The sequence below is a fragment of the Aequorivita sublithincola DSM 14238 genome, assembly GCF_000265385.1.
In the GTDB taxonomy this organism is placed as follows: domain Bacteria; phylum Bacteroidota; class Bacteroidia; order Flavobacteriales; family Flavobacteriaceae; genus Aequorivita; species Aequorivita sublithincola.
Genome location: NC_018013.1, coordinates 314,561 through 329,555, shown reverse-complemented (window position 1 = coordinate 329,555; position 14,995 = coordinate 314,561). Strand labels below are relative to the sequence as shown.

General features: G+C 35.2%; 15 protein-coding genes. 6 read left to right on the top strand and 9 right to left on the bottom strand.

The features are described from left to right. Nucleotides 1-52: 52 nt before the first annotated feature. The 5 genes from AEQSU_RS01585 to AEQSU_RS01565 all read right to left on the bottom strand — a co-directional run bounded on the left by AEQSU_RS01585 (nucleotide 53) and on the right by AEQSU_RS01565 (nucleotide 7,810). Nucleotides 53-1,282 carry a DUF3999 family protein gene (locus AEQSU_RS01585; RefSeq protein ID WP_014781099.1) on the bottom strand — a complete coding sequence of 410 codons (1,230 nt, stop codon included), beginning with the start codon at nucleotides 1,280-1,282 and terminating at the stop codon, nucleotides 53-55. After that, the gene (locus AEQSU_RS01580) at nucleotides 1,266-3,671 is read right to left on the bottom strand and encodes a DUF2339 domain-containing protein (RefSeq protein ID WP_014781098.1); all 2,406 of its coding nucleotides are present in this window, start codon (nucleotides 3,669-3,671) and stop codon (nucleotides 1,266-1,268) included. Before AEQSU_RS01580 ends, AEQSU_RS01585 begins: the two co-directional genes overlap by 17 nt. A 145-nt stretch (nucleotides 3,672-3,816) precedes the next feature. Then, nucleotides 3,817-5,409, bottom strand: coding sequence for a phytoene desaturase family protein (locus AEQSU_RS01575; RefSeq protein ID WP_014781097.1), 1,593 nt, complete (start codon nucleotides 5,407-5,409; stop codon nucleotides 3,817-3,819). Between the two features lie 182 nt (nucleotides 5,410-5,591). Next, nucleotides 5,592-5,987, bottom strand: coding sequence for a PUR family DNA/RNA-binding protein (locus AEQSU_RS01570; protein WP_014781096.1), 396 nt, complete (start codon nucleotides 5,985-5,987; stop codon nucleotides 5,592-5,594). Nucleotides 5,988-6,052: 65 nt separating this feature from the next. After that, nucleotides 6,053-7,810 (bottom strand): ABC transporter ATP-binding protein, encoded by a 1,758-nt coding sequence (locus tag AEQSU_RS01565; RefSeq protein WP_014781095.1) that lies wholly within the window; start codon nucleotides 7,808-7,810, stop codon nucleotides 6,053-6,055. 250 nt (nucleotides 7,811-8,060) lie between these two features. On the opposite strand from AEQSU_RS01565, the gene AEQSU_RS01555 reads away from it, so the two are divergent. From AEQSU_RS01555 to yajC, 4 genes are all read left to right on the top strand, one after another. Beyond that, nucleotides 8,061-9,158 (top strand): Glu/Leu/Phe/Val family dehydrogenase, encoded by a 1,098-nt coding sequence (locus AEQSU_RS01555; protein WP_014781093.1) that lies wholly within the window; start codon nucleotides 8,061-8,063, stop codon nucleotides 9,156-9,158. 87 nt (nucleotides 9,159-9,245) lie between these two features. Continuing rightward, nucleotides 9,246-10,190, top strand: coding sequence for a transcription antitermination factor NusB (gene nusB / locus AEQSU_RS01550; RefSeq protein ID WP_014781092.1), 945 nt, complete (start codon nucleotides 9,246-9,248; stop codon nucleotides 10,188-10,190). Nucleotides 10,191-10,243: 53 nt separating this feature from the next. After that, on the top strand, nucleotides 10,244-10,708 hold the full coding sequence (locus AEQSU_RS01545) for a DUF1573 domain-containing protein (protein WP_014781091.1): 465 nt from the start codon (nucleotides 10,244-10,246) through the stop codon (nucleotides 10,706-10,708). Nucleotides 10,709-10,753: 45 nt separating this feature from the next. Then, on the top strand, nucleotides 10,754-11,044 hold the full coding sequence (gene yajC, locus AEQSU_RS01540) for a preprotein translocase subunit YajC (protein WP_014781090.1): 291 nt from the start codon (nucleotides 10,754-10,756) through the stop codon (nucleotides 11,042-11,044). A 101-nt stretch (nucleotides 11,045-11,145) separates the two neighbouring features. Here yajC and pepT read toward each other — a convergent pair whose 3' ends face one another. The 4 genes from pepT to AEQSU_RS01530 form a co-directional block, all read right to left on the bottom strand. Continuing rightward, a complete protein-coding gene (gene pepT / locus AEQSU_RS01535) occupies nucleotides 11,146-12,408 on the bottom strand; it encodes a peptidase T (RefSeq protein WP_014781089.1) in 1,263 nt (420 codons plus the stop codon). Continuing rightward, the gene (locus AEQSU_RS16980; protein ID WP_280956335.1) at nucleotides 12,405-12,491 is read right to left on the bottom strand and encodes a ribonuclease HepT family protein; all 87 of its coding nucleotides are present in this window, start codon (nucleotides 12,489-12,491) and stop codon (nucleotides 12,405-12,407) included. Before AEQSU_RS16980 ends, pepT begins: the two co-directional genes overlap by 4 nt. Nucleotides 12,492-12,568: 77 nt before the next feature. Then, a complete protein-coding gene (locus AEQSU_RS16975; RefSeq protein ID WP_014781088.1) occupies nucleotides 12,569-12,742 on the bottom strand; it encodes a HepT-like ribonuclease domain-containing protein in 174 nt (57 codons plus the stop codon). Then, a complete protein-coding gene (locus tag AEQSU_RS01530; RefSeq protein ID WP_280956334.1) occupies nucleotides 12,732-12,998 on the bottom strand; it encodes a nucleotidyltransferase family protein in 267 nt (88 codons plus the stop codon). Before AEQSU_RS01530 ends, AEQSU_RS16975 begins: the two co-directional genes overlap by 11 nt. 167 nt (nucleotides 12,999-13,165) lie before the next feature. Here AEQSU_RS01530 and AEQSU_RS01525 point away from each other — a divergent pair, with 167 nt between their 5' ends. Together AEQSU_RS01525 and AEQSU_RS01520 are read left to right on the top strand one after the other, a co-directional pair. Continuing rightward, nucleotides 13,166-14,221 (top strand): quinone-dependent dihydroorotate dehydrogenase, encoded by a 1,056-nt coding sequence (locus AEQSU_RS01525; RefSeq protein ID WP_014781086.1) that lies wholly within the window; start codon nucleotides 13,166-13,168, stop codon nucleotides 14,219-14,221. A 106-nt stretch (nucleotides 14,222-14,327) separates the two neighbouring features. After that, a complete protein-coding gene (locus AEQSU_RS01520; RefSeq protein ID WP_014781085.1) occupies nucleotides 14,328-14,942 on the top strand; it encodes a LysE family translocator in 615 nt (204 codons plus the stop codon). Nucleotides 14,943-14,995: the final 53 nt, after the last annotated feature.

The following is a 14,995-nucleotide window of genomic DNA, read 5'->3' as shown; positions in this document are numbered from 1 at the left end:
CTGAGTGAATTTCTAATCCGCGAATAGCGGAAATAGAAATTAGTACCGAAGCCTAACTTTTCTTCATCATTTTAATAGTAAACCAACCCAAAAGCGCGATGATAACTCCCATAATTAGCCACAACCAAAGTTTATTTTCAAAAAGCGGGGAACGTTTCGGAAGTTCGTTTTTGTCGATTATTTTTTCTTCAGAAAGATTTACTGCGGAAATGTTTGGCGGAATGTTTTCAGTAAATTTTGATATATCATAATTCGGCTTGTTGGCTCTGGGATTTCCATAAACCAAATAATAAATTGCTGGCTCCGTAAAACGGGCAATCAATGTATGTTCGTAACCTTTTGCGGTTACGCCTTCAATTTTTAAGGGTCGATTGTCAAAATTCTCAATTTCTATCCGCAGCTTTTTTGTAATTGTACTGTAAAAATAGAGATCATTATTCTCTAAAGAACTGAGTACGCTTGTCTCCAAAGTAGTATAATTACACCGCCAACCCTTTTCAGTTTTAATGCTGTCTGCCAAGTATTTTATGGTTACAGGACGGTAATAGTCAACCGATTCTTTAATTTTTAGCGAGATTAAACTCAACGGCAAGCCTTCTGAAAAATTGATATCTAAAATTGTCTTTTTTAAATTTTTATCCTCTGAAACTGAAAAATTTTCAACGGAATATGTTTTATAATTTGGCAAATCAAAGTTGCTTAAACTTGTCTGTGCCGTTAGTAGCTCAGGTTTCTCAGCTGCTTTAATTTGAAATCTTAAGTACTTATATTTAGCTGGCGGAAATTTTACATTCGTAAATTGATAGTCCGTCTGCTCATTTTTTATGGAGAGAATTCTGTAATCTTCAACAATTGAAAACCATTCAGAATTATCCTGACTTCCTTCTAAATTGACCAACCAGTTGAAATTTTCTTGTTTAAAATTCAGTTGAATCTCGTTGATGGTTTTTTCCGAAGAAATTTCAAAAGTGAAGAAATAGGTGTTTTCTTTTTTTGAAGAATTCAGCAACTTGAAGGCTATATTTTTCTCCGTTTGCTTTTCCGAAGCTATCTTTAGTAAATACGGGACTTCAATGGTGTCTTTTTCTGTAATTCCATAGATTCTGAAATCATTCAAATCATTAGAAACTTTTCCAAAAACTTCATCAGGCAATTCTATGGAATGCCAAGTTTCTGAAACTCCTTTTATTTCTCTGGAATAATTATAGGTGTTTAGCTGCGCGAAAGAAATTTCGGCAATAAAAAGAAATATAAAAAGTAAGGATTTATTCTTCCACATCATTGGTAATTTTAGTTTTAAACTTATTATATAAAAATGAAATTATCAAAAGCAGCACGCCTAAAATAACGAAAACAATTGTTTTCGAAATCGTTGACATATCTGAAATATCGTAAAGGAAAAGTTTTAGTAACGTAAACCCAAATAGTACAATAGCCATAATGCGCAGCGATGGTTTGCACTTCCAAATACCAATGATAATGAGCAGTAAAGCATACAATCCCCAAAGAATGCTCAAGCCTAGTTTATAGGATTGTGTTGAGCCTGCAAGATCCATCCAAGCAATGAGTTCGCTACTCAAAATTGCAAGAAAAATTATATGCGTCAAAATAGTGAATGGGGTTTGAAGTCCGTTTTTCAAAACACCAGTTCTCACTGAAAGCCAACCTGCAAAAACCAAGGCCAGCGCGCTAAGTATTGCAATGTAACGGATCAATATATTGAAAATCCCGTGAGTGTAATATTCTGATGCTGTGTTGTCAATATAGGTTTCTCTTAAATCGCTAAGAGCAAAAATTCCTTCGGTAAAAAACAGCAAAAAAGCGAAGGCACTTACCACGACTAGCGCATAACCAAGAATCTTATTTTTTAGTTTTTTAATATTGAAAATGGAAAGAGCTGCTATAAATAATAACGAATAAATGTAAATCCAGACAACCTTAAAATTGTGGTAATCCTCGTTTTGGAAATAGTTGGGGTACGAATCATTGGCGCCATTTATTTCTAAATAGGAAGCGCTGTATTTTGTGTTCCAATAGTCCGCAATTTCAAGACAAAAGCAATTGTAAAGTACTAAAATGAATATTGTCGGAATAATAATGGAAATCAGCATTTGGAAGAATCCTCCTTTTTTAAACGGTGAAGGAAACTTCGTATTCATCAAAAGATAATTAATAAATCCGAAAGCCGCGAGAAACAAAACACCCGTTAAAAACCTAAGATTGAAAATTGGGGTAAACGCACTTTCTTCGCCTAAAGCGTTATAAGGTGAATAATCCATCCAATCTTGAGCCAAGCTGATTAAGGCGAGTACCATTAAAATGTATGAAAGTTTTTCGTAAACGGGAACTGCTTTTGTTCTTCCAATCCAAAACAATAAAGTAGCTTCTCCAGCCCAAACTATTGTTACCCAATTGCCATCCAATTGCACTGGAACAGCCAATGTTATAAAAACCAAAACCAAGCCGGCAATAAGGTTGAAGAAGTTTCTATCTGCCAGTTTTTGCTTGTAGATATAAACGCTTACGGCAAAATGGATAATTGCATTTGATAAGGTGAAAAGTCCTAGAAGTTCTTCGCCATTTTTATAATCTGAAAGCAGCGAATAACCCACACCATAAAAAATGAAGGAATTTGCCAACAGCAAAATGATATCACCAATATTAAATTTCTCTTTTTTGATTAATTTATAGGCTAGAAAGGTGCAATAAAAAATGACAAAGAAAATTGTGAAAAATAGAAATGCAAGCGTGAAATTTTCAGATTCATAAGAAAAAAGGTACCAAGATAAATAAATAGCCCAAGTGAAGAAAAAGGCAGAGTAATATATTGATTTCCAATATTTTTTAAAGGAAATTATAAGGATCCCAATATTTATAATCGCTATGTAACTGAACAAAATTTCCACCCTGCCAGAATCGTTGCTCAATAAAAACGGAACCGCGTAAGCGCCCACTAAACCTAAATGTGCAATGATGGAATGGTTGTAATTTAAAGCTGCAACGACTGTGAAAACTGTAAAAACCAGCATCAGTAAAAAAGCAAAGGTTTGCGGAATCAGTTCATAAAAAGAATAGGCCGAAAACGTAATAGAATACATAATCACCATCGCGCCGCTAACTAAAACTGCGCTGAAACTTTTGTACTTTGCTTTCAGCTTTATTCCGAAACCCAGCAAGCCCAAGCCAACTAAATAACCTAGAATAATTCGTGTTAACGGGCTTATAAGATCATTTTCAATGGTGTATTTTGCGCCAATGGTAACACCAATAATCGTGATGAGGATTCCAATTTTATTGATAAGGTTTTCACCAATAAATTTTTCGAGATCTGACTTCTTTTTTTTGGTGAAGCGTGGCGTTGGGGTCGAAGTCGAAGTTGAAGATGAATATGAAGTTGAAGTCGAAGTTAAAGGCGGAATGACAGCTTCCTCCAAAATGTATTCTGGTAATTCCGTCACTTGCTCTACGGAATCAACTTTCTTAATTATAATTTCATTTTCAGGCTTACGTGGTTGCTCAATTGGCTGCTGAATCGCTTTGCTAGCTTTCACGTTTAAGTTTTGAAGTTGCTCCTTGATATCCCAAATTTCCCTTGAAAAAAGCTCCTGTTTTTTAAGCAGCAGCTCCAGTTTTTCATTTAGTGCCTTTAAATTTTCAGAATGATTATCCATAAAATAATTGCTTTTATTAAAGGTTTCCTAAAAGCGTATTAGCGTTGAAAGATAGGAAAATATAGTTTCGGTTGTAGAATTTTTTGTTTTTGCTATTTCGAAAATAAACTTGTCAAATTTCTGAAATATGAAATCAATCTATTTTTTATTGGTTGCGTATTTCTTTGAAAATTTTCCACGAGCCCATTTTCAAAATGGCTGTTGCACAAAGCAAACCTGAAAGCATAGCTCCTGCAACGCCTACAAGAGTTATGTCTTGTCCTGCTAAAAACAGTCCTTTTATTTTCGTTTTTGGTCTTAAAAAAGGAAGTGTAAAACGTTCTGGGGAATGTGCCAACCCGTAAATTTCGCCACTTTTATAATTGGTGAAATTTTCGGTGGAAAGTGGAGTTGAAACTTCGGAAGCAATGATAGTTCCTTCAATCTGTGGGTAGAATTTGTATAAAACCTTTAGCATTTCAGTTTCGAAATTCTTTTTAAGGAATAAATATTCATTACCGCGTTTCATCCAGTTTGAATCTTTAAAGTCTTCAAACCATTCCATATTTGCCACGGAAATGGCCTGAATTGTAGCCGTTCCAGGATTTTTAATTTCCCAGTTTGGATCTTTTGCGGAAGGGAAGGAGATATAAGCGAAATTTTCTGGAGCATTTTCCAAAGTAGCTTCGTCAAAAATTTCATCTATATTTTCATGTTTGTAATACCAAAAATTATGCTTCGGAAGATTTAATGTTTCACTGGATTTATTCAAACCGAGATATAAACAGATATGCGCGCTTGCAGGTTTCACATTTTTTAAACTGAAATCGCACCTATTTCTATCTGCTTCCGAAAGTAAATGATTGAAAGTATTATTTACTCCAATGTTGCTTATCACACTTTTACAAGGGATGAATTTTTCGTCTATTTGAATTCCTTGAACGCGATTGTTTTCAGTTACAATTTTAGTAACATCGGCGTTTATATAAATCTTCCCGCCGTTTGCTGTAAAAACTTCAAGCGTTTTTTCGCAAATTTTGTCGGCACCGCCAATTGGGTAATAACCACCTTCCAAAAAGTGGCCAATAACCATCGCGTGAGCACCGAAACTGCTGTTTTTAGGGGAAAGCCCGTAGTTGCCGCATTGTGCGCACAACACAGAAATCAATCGTTTGTTTTGGGTTATTTCACTTAAAACTTCATAAGTTGTTCTTTGTGAAAACTTCGAATATCTTTTTCTAAAAATCCATCCAACGGACTTACTAAACCAAGGTTCAAAAACTTTTTCAAAATAGAAAGCACTGGCGCGTTTGCTGGTTTTCGTAAGCAGTTTTAAATAGGCATCAATTGCTTTTTCTTCCTCTGGAAAATAGACAATCATTTGCTTTCTGAAATTTTCCTTTCCAGCTTTAAAAACATATTCTTCACCATCAATATTTGCAACATCATACACTTCGCCCATAGACTCCCATTCCAGTTTTCCATCAGTCAAAAAGTTGAAAAAATCACGAAGCGATGAGTCCTCCGCCATATTACCAACATAGTGAACGCCAACGTCCCATTGAAAACCGTCTTTCCGTCTAAAACTATGAGTAAATCCACCAGGAACGAAATGACGTTCAAAAATAGCAACCTTTTTTCCAGCCTTTGCAAGCCAAGTGGCGACGGTAAGGCCACCCATTCCACTACCAATCACAATATGGTCCAATCCTGAAAAGTCTAAATTTGGCTTATAAGGTTGGTATAATTTTTTTACCATTGAAAGAATTTGTAGTTGTGGATTTCAGGGATTGAAAATAAGCAAAGTATTTGAGCTTCTGTTGTTTCGGAAAATAAAAAACCGGCAACAGTTGCTACTGCGCCGGTAAAATTTTAAAAGAAACTTTTTTGTAAAGTTGACGAATTTCAAACATCTGTCATCCGTCATCAAACACTTGTCACCTATATATCGTCAAACTCTATATCAGTAAAACTGCTTGTATCTGTTGTTACGTTTTCTGAAGTTGGCTCTGCTGCCATTGGCATTTCATCGCTTTCTTTTTTGTAATCTTTTTGGTGGCGTTCGCTTATTACTTCTTCGCCTTTTTCGTCGATTACATAGTTTATCATTTCATCCAAAGTATCTTTGAATTCACTGAAGTCTTCTTTATAAAGGTAGATTTTGTGCTTTTTGTAATGGTAGGAACCATCATCATTCGTAAATTTTTTGCTCTCCGTAATGGTAAGGTAAAAATCTCCTGCTTTTGTAGACCTTACATCAAAAAAGTATGTGCGTCTTCCAGCACGCATTACTTTTGAAAAAATTTCTTCTTGCTCCATCGTATAATTATCACTCATAATTCCTGTTTTTTGCTTAGGTGTAGCCAAAAATCTAAAAAAAATCCAAACCAACCAAAGTAAATTTACATTTCTTTTTCTAAAAGTTGCTTTGCGTATAGTTCCTTATAATAACCTTCGGCATTTACTAATTCATTGTGAGAACCTTGCTGGATTATTTTTCCTTCATTCAGAACGATAATCTTAGTTGCATTCTTTGCTGAAGAAATCCTGTGACTCACAATTATCGTGGTTTTTTCTTTTGAAATTTTGCTGAGATTCTGAAGTATTTCCTCTTCCGTTTCAGTATCTACTGCGGAAAGACAATCATCAAAAAGAAGTATTTTTGGGTCTTTAATAATTGCTCTTGCAATGGAAACCCGTTGTTTTTGTCCGCCGCTCAAAGTAATTCCGCGTTCGCCCAATATAGTGTCATAACCATTCGTAAACCCGATAATGTTTTTGTGAACTGCTGCGTTTTTTGCAGCTTCAATCACTTCTTCTTCCGAAGCGTCTTCTTTTCCAAAACGAATATTATTTCGAAGGGAATCGCTGAAAAGAAAGGCATCCTGCGGTACATAACCAATGCTGTGGCGTAAATCTTCCAGGTTTAGATTTCTTATTGGGGTTTCATCAATTGTTAACATTCCTTCTTCAACGTCATAAAGTCTGCCGATTAATTCAAGAATCGTAGATTTTCCAGAACCTGTATTTCCAACAATAGCCAAAGTTTCGCCTGGTTTTACAGTGAATGAAACATCTTTAAGTGCCGTGATTCCTGTATCTGGATAGGTAAATGTTAGGTTGTTGAATTCGATGTTTCCTTGAACAGGAGTACTAACCTCCACTAAATTCTGGATGGAAGGTTCCGTTTTTAAAAACTCGTTAATACGTTTCTGTGAAGCTTCGGCTTGTTGAACCATAGAAGTTACCCAACCCACTACGGCAACAGGCCAAGTGAGCATATTTACATAAATCAAAAATTCTACAATGGTTCCAAATTCTGCAATTTCACCACTTATGTATCGTGTGCCGCCAATGTAAATAACAAGGATGTTGCTCACACCAATCAGCAGCATCATTAGCGGAAAAAACAAGGCTTGGACTTTAGCCAAATCGATGTTTTTAACTTTGCTGCCTTCGGCTAGTTCTTCAAAATTTGCATTGGTTCTGGGTTCAATTCCGTAGGCTTTTATTACTGCTATTCCGCTAAAACTTTCCTGTGTAAAAGTGGTAAGTTTTGAAAGATATTGCTGCACAATCGTGGTGCGTTGGTTTATGAGAACACTCAATTTATAAATAGCTAATGAAAGAATTGGCAGCGGCGCAATTGCATATAAAGTGAGCGTAGGAGCTTTGTAAAACATATAGCTCACAACCACAATAAAAAGCGTAACGGTTGTAATGCTGTACATTAACGCTGGCCCAACGTACATCCGCACTTTGGAAACATCTTCGCTAATACGGTTCATCAAATCGCCTGTTCGGTTTTGTTTATAGAAACCGAGTGATAGTTTTTCGTAATGCTGAAAAATTTCGTTTTTAAGGTCGTATTCCACATAGCGAGAAACCACAATAAAGGTTTGCCGCATCATAAAAGTGAACAATGCGGAAAGCAAAGCTGCTCCTAAAAGTAAAAGAATATTAATGAGAAGTTCGTGCTTCACAATGGCAATATCTGTTATTTGTCCGTTCAGATATTGTTTCACTGCTGTAACAGAATCACCAACTTTCATTGGTACTACCAGCTTAAAGGCGGTAGCAATTATGGTTATAAAAACACCTAATAAGAGGCGGCCTTTGTATTTTAGAAAATATTTATTGAGGTATTTTAATTCTTTCATTTTTAAGAAATCAATGGTAGGCTCGCGATTTATTGCGCATCCTTATATAAAGTTAAATCTTCAAAATTTTATTGAAACGCATTTGGCATTAAAAAATTTTATAATCACAAAGGTCGAATTTAAAAATAGTCAAAGCGCTATGTTTTTTTCAACAATTCTTGAATTAACACCCCTTGTATTGCAAAATCAATAACAATCAATTACTTTTGCATCGTCTTTTTAGAAGATGAACAAAATAATTATTAAAGCTATGGTAACTGAGGTAATCAATACAAACGAACTACATAAAATGGACCCCGTTTTTGGGCAAATGTCCTTTGACGATCACGAGCAAATTGTGTTTTGCAACGACAAAGATACTGGTTTAAAAGCAATAATTGGTATTCACAATACCGTTTTGGGACCAGCTTTGGGCGGTACCAGAATGTGGAATTACACCAGCGAATGGGAAGCCCTGAATGATGTACTGCGTCTTTCACGCGGAATGACCTACAAGAGCGCAATAACAGGTTTGAACCTTGGCGGCGGTAAAGCTGTTTTAATTGGTGATGCCAAAACTCAAAAAACTCCTGAGCTTATGTTGAAGTTTGGCGAGTTTGTTCACTCCTTAAACGGAAAATATATAACCGCTGAAGATGTTGGAATGGCAACTTCAGATATGGATTTGGTAAGAACGGTTACTCCTTATGTTACTGGAATTTCAGAATCTAAAGGTGGTGCAGGAAATCCTTCTCCAATTACAGCTTATGGTGTTTTTATGGGAATGAAGGCAGCTGCAAAATATAAATTTGGAAGCGATATTCTTGAAGATAAAGTGATTTACGTTCAAGGAATTGGAAACGTAGGTGAAGCTTTGGTTGAAAATCTTAGTAACGAAGGCGCCAAAGTTTATATTTCAGACATCAACCAAGAGCGTTTGGAAGAAGTACGCGACAAATACGGCGTAGAAATTTATGGCGGAAGCAATCTTTACGCAGAAAAAATGGATATCTATGCGCCTTGCGCTTTGGGTGCTACCATCAATGATATTACCATAAAACAATTGAATGCAAAAATAATAGCTGGTGCGGCGAATAACCAATTGGCTGAAGAGAAGAAGCACGGACAAATGCTGCGGGATAAAGGAATTGTTTACGCTCCAGACTTTTTAATAAATGCTGGCGGAATTATAAATGTTTACGCAGAACTTGAAAACTATGACCGTAAGGAGATAATTCGCAAGACAGAAAACATTTACAACACCACCTTAGAGATTTTGAAAAAAGCTGATACGGACAATATTACAACCTATCAAGCTGCGTTCAATATTGCTCAAGCTAGAATTGATGCAAGAAAAAACGAAAAATAGATTATCTTTTTCTTAAAATACTATCTTTGCAACGCACAAGAATTTTCTTGTGCGTTGTTTCTTTAAAAACCGTTCTTTCAAAAATATATGCTTACAAGAAGACATATCCGAGTAAAAGTTTTGCAGTCCGTTTACGCATACAATCAAAGTGAGAACCCAAGTATTGATGTGCAGGAAAAATTTTTGCACCACAGTATTGACCAAATGCAGGATTTGTATTTAGTACTAATACAGTTGCTTTTAGCTATACAAGAACAAGCGGAGAGTTTTCTTACAAAGTCCCAAAAGAAGCATTTAGCCACGGCCATTGAAAAAAATCCATCACGTACTTTTATTGAAAACAAGTTACTTCAAGTAATAGCTACTAATTCCACTTTTTCTGAAATTATAGAAAAGAAAAAACTCAATTACTGGCAGTTGGATGGCGAATATGTTAACATCATTTTCAACGAATTACGCAAAACGGAATGGTACGAAACCTATCTTTCAAAAATAGAAACGACTTTTAAAGAAGATCAAGATTTTATTCTGAAAACCTTCAAAGAAGTTATTGCTCCCAATGACAAACTCTATGAATACATTGAAGACAAACGCCTAACGTGGGTTGATGATTTTCCGATAGTGAATACCGCTATTATGAAAATGCTGGGAAAACTTTCAGAAAAAAATGCATCTTCACTTTTGGTTCCTAATCTTTATAAAAATGATGAAGATCGCGAATATGCGCTTCAACTTTTTAGAAAGGTTATTCTGAATGAAGATAAACTAAACGCACAAATAGAAGGAAAAACTCCAAACTGGGATCAAGATCGTATTGCCGATGTAGATTTAATAATCCTAAAGATGGGAATTGCCGAGTTTTTATATTTTCCATCAATACCAGTTCGCGCAACTATTAATGAATATTTGGAAGTTTCCAAAGAATATTCAACCCCTAAAAGTAGCATTTTCGTTAATGGTATTTTAGATAAAATTGTCAAAGAATTTGAAGAAGGAGGCAAGCTTAATAAAATTGGACGAGGACTTCAATAGAAGCAAAAAAATCCCTATTTTTGCCGTGCTAAAAACATAAAAATTTAAACATCATGAAAAAATCAGTTTTAATAGTAGCAATACTATCTGTTTTTGCCTTTTCTTCTTGTAAAGACAATGCAGCAGACAAAGTAAATGAAGAAAACGTTGCCACTGCGGAAGCACGTGACGCAGAATCCGGAAAATTCGCCGCAATCACTTTTGAAGAAAGTCAGTTCGATTTTGGAACTATCGACCAAGGAACAAATGTTGAGCACGTTTTTAAATTCAAAAACACTGGCGATGCGCCTTTGATGATCGTAAATGCTAAAAGTAGCTGCGGTTGTACTATTCCAGAATACACTAAAGAACCAGTTGCTCCAGGAGCTACAGGTGATATGTTAGTAAAATTCAACGGTAGTGGTCAAAACCAAGTTAGTAAGACTGTTACACTTACAACCAATACAAAAGAAGGTACAGAAACTTTAACTATAAAAGCTTTCGTAACTCCTAAAGCAGGTGGTGCAGCAGTTCAATAAAAAAAATCAATATCCAAATAATTAATTGGATTTCTAAAAATTGCTATGGAACAAATACAAAGTTTTTTACCTATATTATTACTAGTTGCGGTGATGTATCTATTCTTGATACGTCCGCAAATGAAGAAAGCCAAACAGGAAAAACAGTTTACCGCTCAACTAAAAAAAGGCGATAAAGTGATTACTAATGGCGGATTGCACGGTAGAGTATTGGAGCTTAACGATGATGGTACATGTATTATTGAATGCGGTGCCGGAAAAATAAAGTTTGAAAGATCTGCCATTTCAATGGAAAGAACAGCAAAACTTAATGCTCCTTTAATTGAAAAGAAATAAATAAATTGTTCCTTTTTTAAATAAGAACTCCCTCACTATTATTATAGTTGAGGGAGTTTTATTTTGGAATTTGGTGCTTCTTTTTTTTGATATTTTTTTTCTTATTCTTCTTCTTTCTTAAACTTAGAAATATCCAAAGCAGTAATTTTTGCAATATTAACGATTACTTCTACAGCCTTCTGCATACTTTCAACCGGAACAAATTCATATCTTCCATGGAAATTGTGGCCTCCTGCAAAAATATTTGGGCAGGGAAGTCCCATAAAGCTTAACTGCGAACCATCAGTTCCACCTCGAATTGGTTTTATGATTGCCTCTATTCCTGCTTCTTCCATTGCTTGTTTTGCAATTTTTACAATATGCATTACTGGTTCAATTTTTTCGCGCATGTTGAAATATTGGTCTTTTATTTCAACGGTTACAACCTCCATTTCTTGTTGTTCGTTAAGATCATCTGCCAATCTTTGCATCATAGCTTTTCGCGCCTCAAAATGCTTTTTATCGTGATCGCGGATTATGTATTGAAGTTTAGTTTCATCAACGGAGCCTTTAAAACCGTGTAGGTGAAAAAATCCTTCGCGACCTTCAGTATGTTCTGGCGTTTCAAGTCTTGGTAATGAATTTATGTAGTCTGTAGCAATATACATACTGTTAATCATTTTTCCTTTTGCAGAACCGGGATGTACAATTTTTCCTTTAACGGTAACGACTGCGCCCGCTGCGTTGAAGTTTTCGTATTCCAGTTCGCCAACTTGGCTGCCGTCCATAGTATATGCCCATTCCGCTCCAAATTTCTTTACATCAAATTTGTGCGCACCACGCCCAATTTCTTCATCGGGTGTAAAACCTACTCGAATTTTTCCGTGTTTAATTTCAGGATGATTTATAAGGTATTCCATTGCGGAAACTATTTCAGTAATTCCAGCTTTGTCATCGGCACCCAAAAGCGTTTTTCCATCGGTTGTGATTATGGTTTGGCCTTTATAAAGCAACAAATCTTCAAAGTAATCTGGCGAAAGAATGATGTTCTGTTCCTTGTTTAGAACTATATCCTTTCCATCGTAATTTTCGAAAATCTGTGGTTTTACATTCGCTCCCGTAAAATCTGGGGAAGTATCAAAATGTGAAACAAAGCCAATTACAGGAACAGGATGTGAAACGTTGGAAGGCAAAGTGGCCATAATATAGGCGTTTTCGTCAAGGGTTACATCTTCCATTCCAATTTGCTTCAGTTCTTCTGCAAGTTTATTGGCAAGATTCCATTGTTTTTCGGTACTCGGTGTTGCATCGCTGTTTGGGTCACTTTCCGTGTCTATGATTACGTAACTTTTAAAGCGGTCAATAATGTGTTGTTTTTCAATCATAACTCTTTTAATAATTTTTCTATTTCTTTTTGCAATTTTGGTAAATGGGTTGTCAGTACTCCCCAAATAATTATTTCGTCCACATTGTCATAAACGTGGATTACCCAGTTTCGTATATCTACAATTTAGCGGGCATTTTCAATTTTGAAATCGGGTTTTTTTAAAAAATTCTATTTGTTGCTTCGCCAATAATTTCAATTTCTCTTTCAACAGCTCTTCTTATTAATTTGTTGTTCTGATATTTTTCTAATGTGTCAACGTCTTGAATATATTCAAAAATCGATTCAATGGATATTTTAATATCTAGCAGAGACTTTTTTATTTCATCTTTCATAAATCAATAGTTTTTCATTATTGACTTTTTTGATAAAATAAGGGTTAGAAAGGCTTCTTTCAGTAACAATTTCTATTTCTCTTTTAAGCAATTCTCGGAGTTTATGGTGTAATGAAAAATAGTTTTCAGAATACTCCTCTGCGGAAATATTGTCTTCAAAAGAGATTAGCAAATCAATGTCGCTGTCGTTAGTGTATGTGTTTTTTGCCATAGAGCCAAACATATACATTCGCTTTATACGAAGAGATTTGCAAATTTCTGCAATATTTTTTTATATGTATTTAGAACAGGATTCATCATTTATTCTTGGTTCAAAGTTACTAAATATTTTAAGCTCTCTGTATTTTGGGAATAGATAATATTTGATGCTATTTATTAGATAATTATGCCTTTAGTGGTATTTTTGCCAAACATTTTTCACCCATGTACAAAACCATCATTCGTCCTATCTTTTTCAGTTTTGACCCTGAGAAAATTCATCACTTTACTTTTTCAATGATTCGTTTTTTTCATAAAATGGGTTTCGGAAGTATTTTTCGAAGTATCTACAAAGTGGAAAACTCTAAACTAGAGCGCGAATTTTTTGGATTGAAATTTCCAAATTCAGTGGGGATTGCAGCAGGTTTTGATAAAGATGCGAAGCTTTACAAAGAGCTTTCAAATTTTGGATTTGGCTTCATTGAAATAGGAACCGTTACCCCAAAACCACAAGCTGGTAACGAAAAACCACGATTGTTTCGTTTGAAGGAAGATTCTGCAATTATAAACCGAATGGGTTTTAATAATGGCGGAGTAGAAGAGGCCGTTGAAAGGTTGAAAGCAAATTGTCACTCTGAGCGCAGTCGAAGGGTTTTAATCGGCGGAAACATCGGCAAAAACAAAGTAACTCCAAATGAAGAAGCTGTAAAAGATTATGTAATTTGTTTTGAAGCACTGTTTGATTATGTAGATTATTTTGTGGTTAATGTAAGTTCTCCCAACACACCAAATTTACGTGATTTGCAGGAAAAAAAGCCTTTGACGGATTTATTGCAAACCCTTCAAAATTTAAATAATTCAAAAGAAAAGCGCAAACCAATTCTACTAAAAATTGCTCCAGATTTAACGGATGAACAACTTTTAGATATTATTGAAATCGTTGGCACTACAAAGATTGACGGCGTAATAGCAACCAACACAACTATTTCTCGTGAAGGAATTACTTCTGAAAACAAAAAGGAAACAGGCGGATTAAGTGGAAAACCTTTAAATAAAAGAACCACTGAAGTAATTCGTTTTCTTTCTGAAAAAAGCAACAAAGCGTTTCCAATAATCGGTGTTGGTGGAATCCATTCTGCAGAAGACGCTCTAGAAAAACTGGACGCTGGCGCAAGTTTGGTACAACTTTATACAGGTTTTATTTATGAAGGCCCGGGTTTGATAAAGGATATTAACAAAGCGATATTGAAGAGACATAGGACGTTAAGACCTAAGACATAGTACAATTTTTAGAACTAAAAATGACATTAACTATATACCCTAAATTCAATAAATTGAGAGTCTTATATCTTAAGTCTTATAGCGCAGCGGTCTTACGTCTTTTTTTATGATTGAAACCCTATTTTCTTTTTCAATCGCCACTTTAGCCCTTGCTATTTTTCCGGGACCAGACAATATTTATGTGTTAACGCAATCGTTAGTAAATGGCACTAAAAGTGGAATCGCCACAACGGCGGGACTTATAAGTGGTTGCATTGTCCACACCACACTTTTGGCTTTTGGTGTTTCTGCGATAATTACCGCTTCTGAAGAAATTTTCTACGGAATTAAAGTTTTGGGCGCTTGTTATTTACTTTACTTAGCTTACAAAGTTTATAAAAGTGATGAACACATTTCATTAACTGAAAATGCTCCGAAAAAATCATACTCAGAGCTTTTTAAAACAGGAGTTATAATGAACTTGCTAAATCCAAAAGTGATGATTTTCTTTTTGGCGTTTTTTCCAGGTTTTCTTTGGGATAAGGATGGAAATACTGTTGCCCAATTCTATATTTTGGGAATAACTTTTATGATACTTTCTTTTATAATCTTTAGTATAATTGCAATGGCTGCTGGTAGAATTTCAGGCTTACTTCTGGAATGGAAAAGTATGGGTGCTGTTCTAAAATGGTTGCAGATATTGGTTTTTGTGGGGATTGCGGTCTTTATTTTACTACCCTAATTTTTAAATTTTTTAAAACTGAAAGATTCCTGCCTGCGTAGGAATTCATATAT

Excerpts from the sequence above, each read along its gene's own strand:
- AEQSU_RS01585 (WP_014781099.1), bottom strand. The coding sequence starts at position 1,282 with ATGATGTGGAAGAATAAATCCTTACTTTTTATATTTCTTTTTATTGCC.
- AEQSU_RS01580 (WP_014781098.1), bottom strand. The coding sequence starts at position 3,671 with ATGGATAATCATTCTGAAAATTTAAAGGCACTAAATGAAAAACTGGAG.
- AEQSU_RS01575 (WP_014781097.1), bottom strand. The coding sequence starts at position 5,409 with ATGGTAAAAAAATTATACCAACCTTATAAGCCAAATTTAGACTTTTCA.
- AEQSU_RS01570 (WP_014781096.1), bottom strand. The coding sequence starts at position 5,987 with ATGAGTGATAATTATACGATGGAGCAAGAAGAAATTTTTTCAAAAGTA.
- AEQSU_RS01565 (WP_014781095.1), bottom strand. The coding sequence starts at position 7,810 with ATGAAAGAATTAAAATACCTCAATAAATATTTTCTAAAATACAAAGGC.
- AEQSU_RS01555 (WP_014781093.1), top strand. The coding sequence starts at position 8,061 with ATGGTAACTGAGGTAATCAATACAAACGAACTACATAAAATGGACCCC.
- nusB (WP_014781092.1), top strand. The coding sequence starts at position 9,246 with ATGCTTACAAGAAGACATATCCGAGTAAAAGTTTTGCAGTCCGTTTAC.
- AEQSU_RS01545 (WP_014781091.1), top strand. The coding sequence starts at position 10,244 with ATGAAAAAATCAGTTTTAATAGTAGCAATACTATCTGTTTTTGCCTTT.
- yajC (WP_014781090.1), top strand. The coding sequence starts at position 10,754 with ATGGAACAAATACAAAGTTTTTTACCTATATTATTACTAGTTGCGGTG.
- pepT (WP_014781089.1), bottom strand. The coding sequence starts at position 12,408 with ATGATTGAAAAACAACACATTATTGACCGCTTTAAAAGTTACGTAATC.
- AEQSU_RS16975 (WP_014781088.1), bottom strand. The coding sequence starts at position 12,742 with ATGAAAGATGAAATAAAAAAGTCTCTGCTAGATATTAAAATATCCATT.
- AEQSU_RS01525 (WP_014781086.1), top strand. The coding sequence starts at position 13,166 with ATGTACAAAACCATCATTCGTCCTATCTTTTTCAGTTTTGACCCTGAG.
- AEQSU_RS01520 (WP_014781085.1), top strand. The coding sequence starts at position 14,328 with ATGATTGAAACCCTATTTTCTTTTTCAATCGCCACTTTAGCCCTTGCT.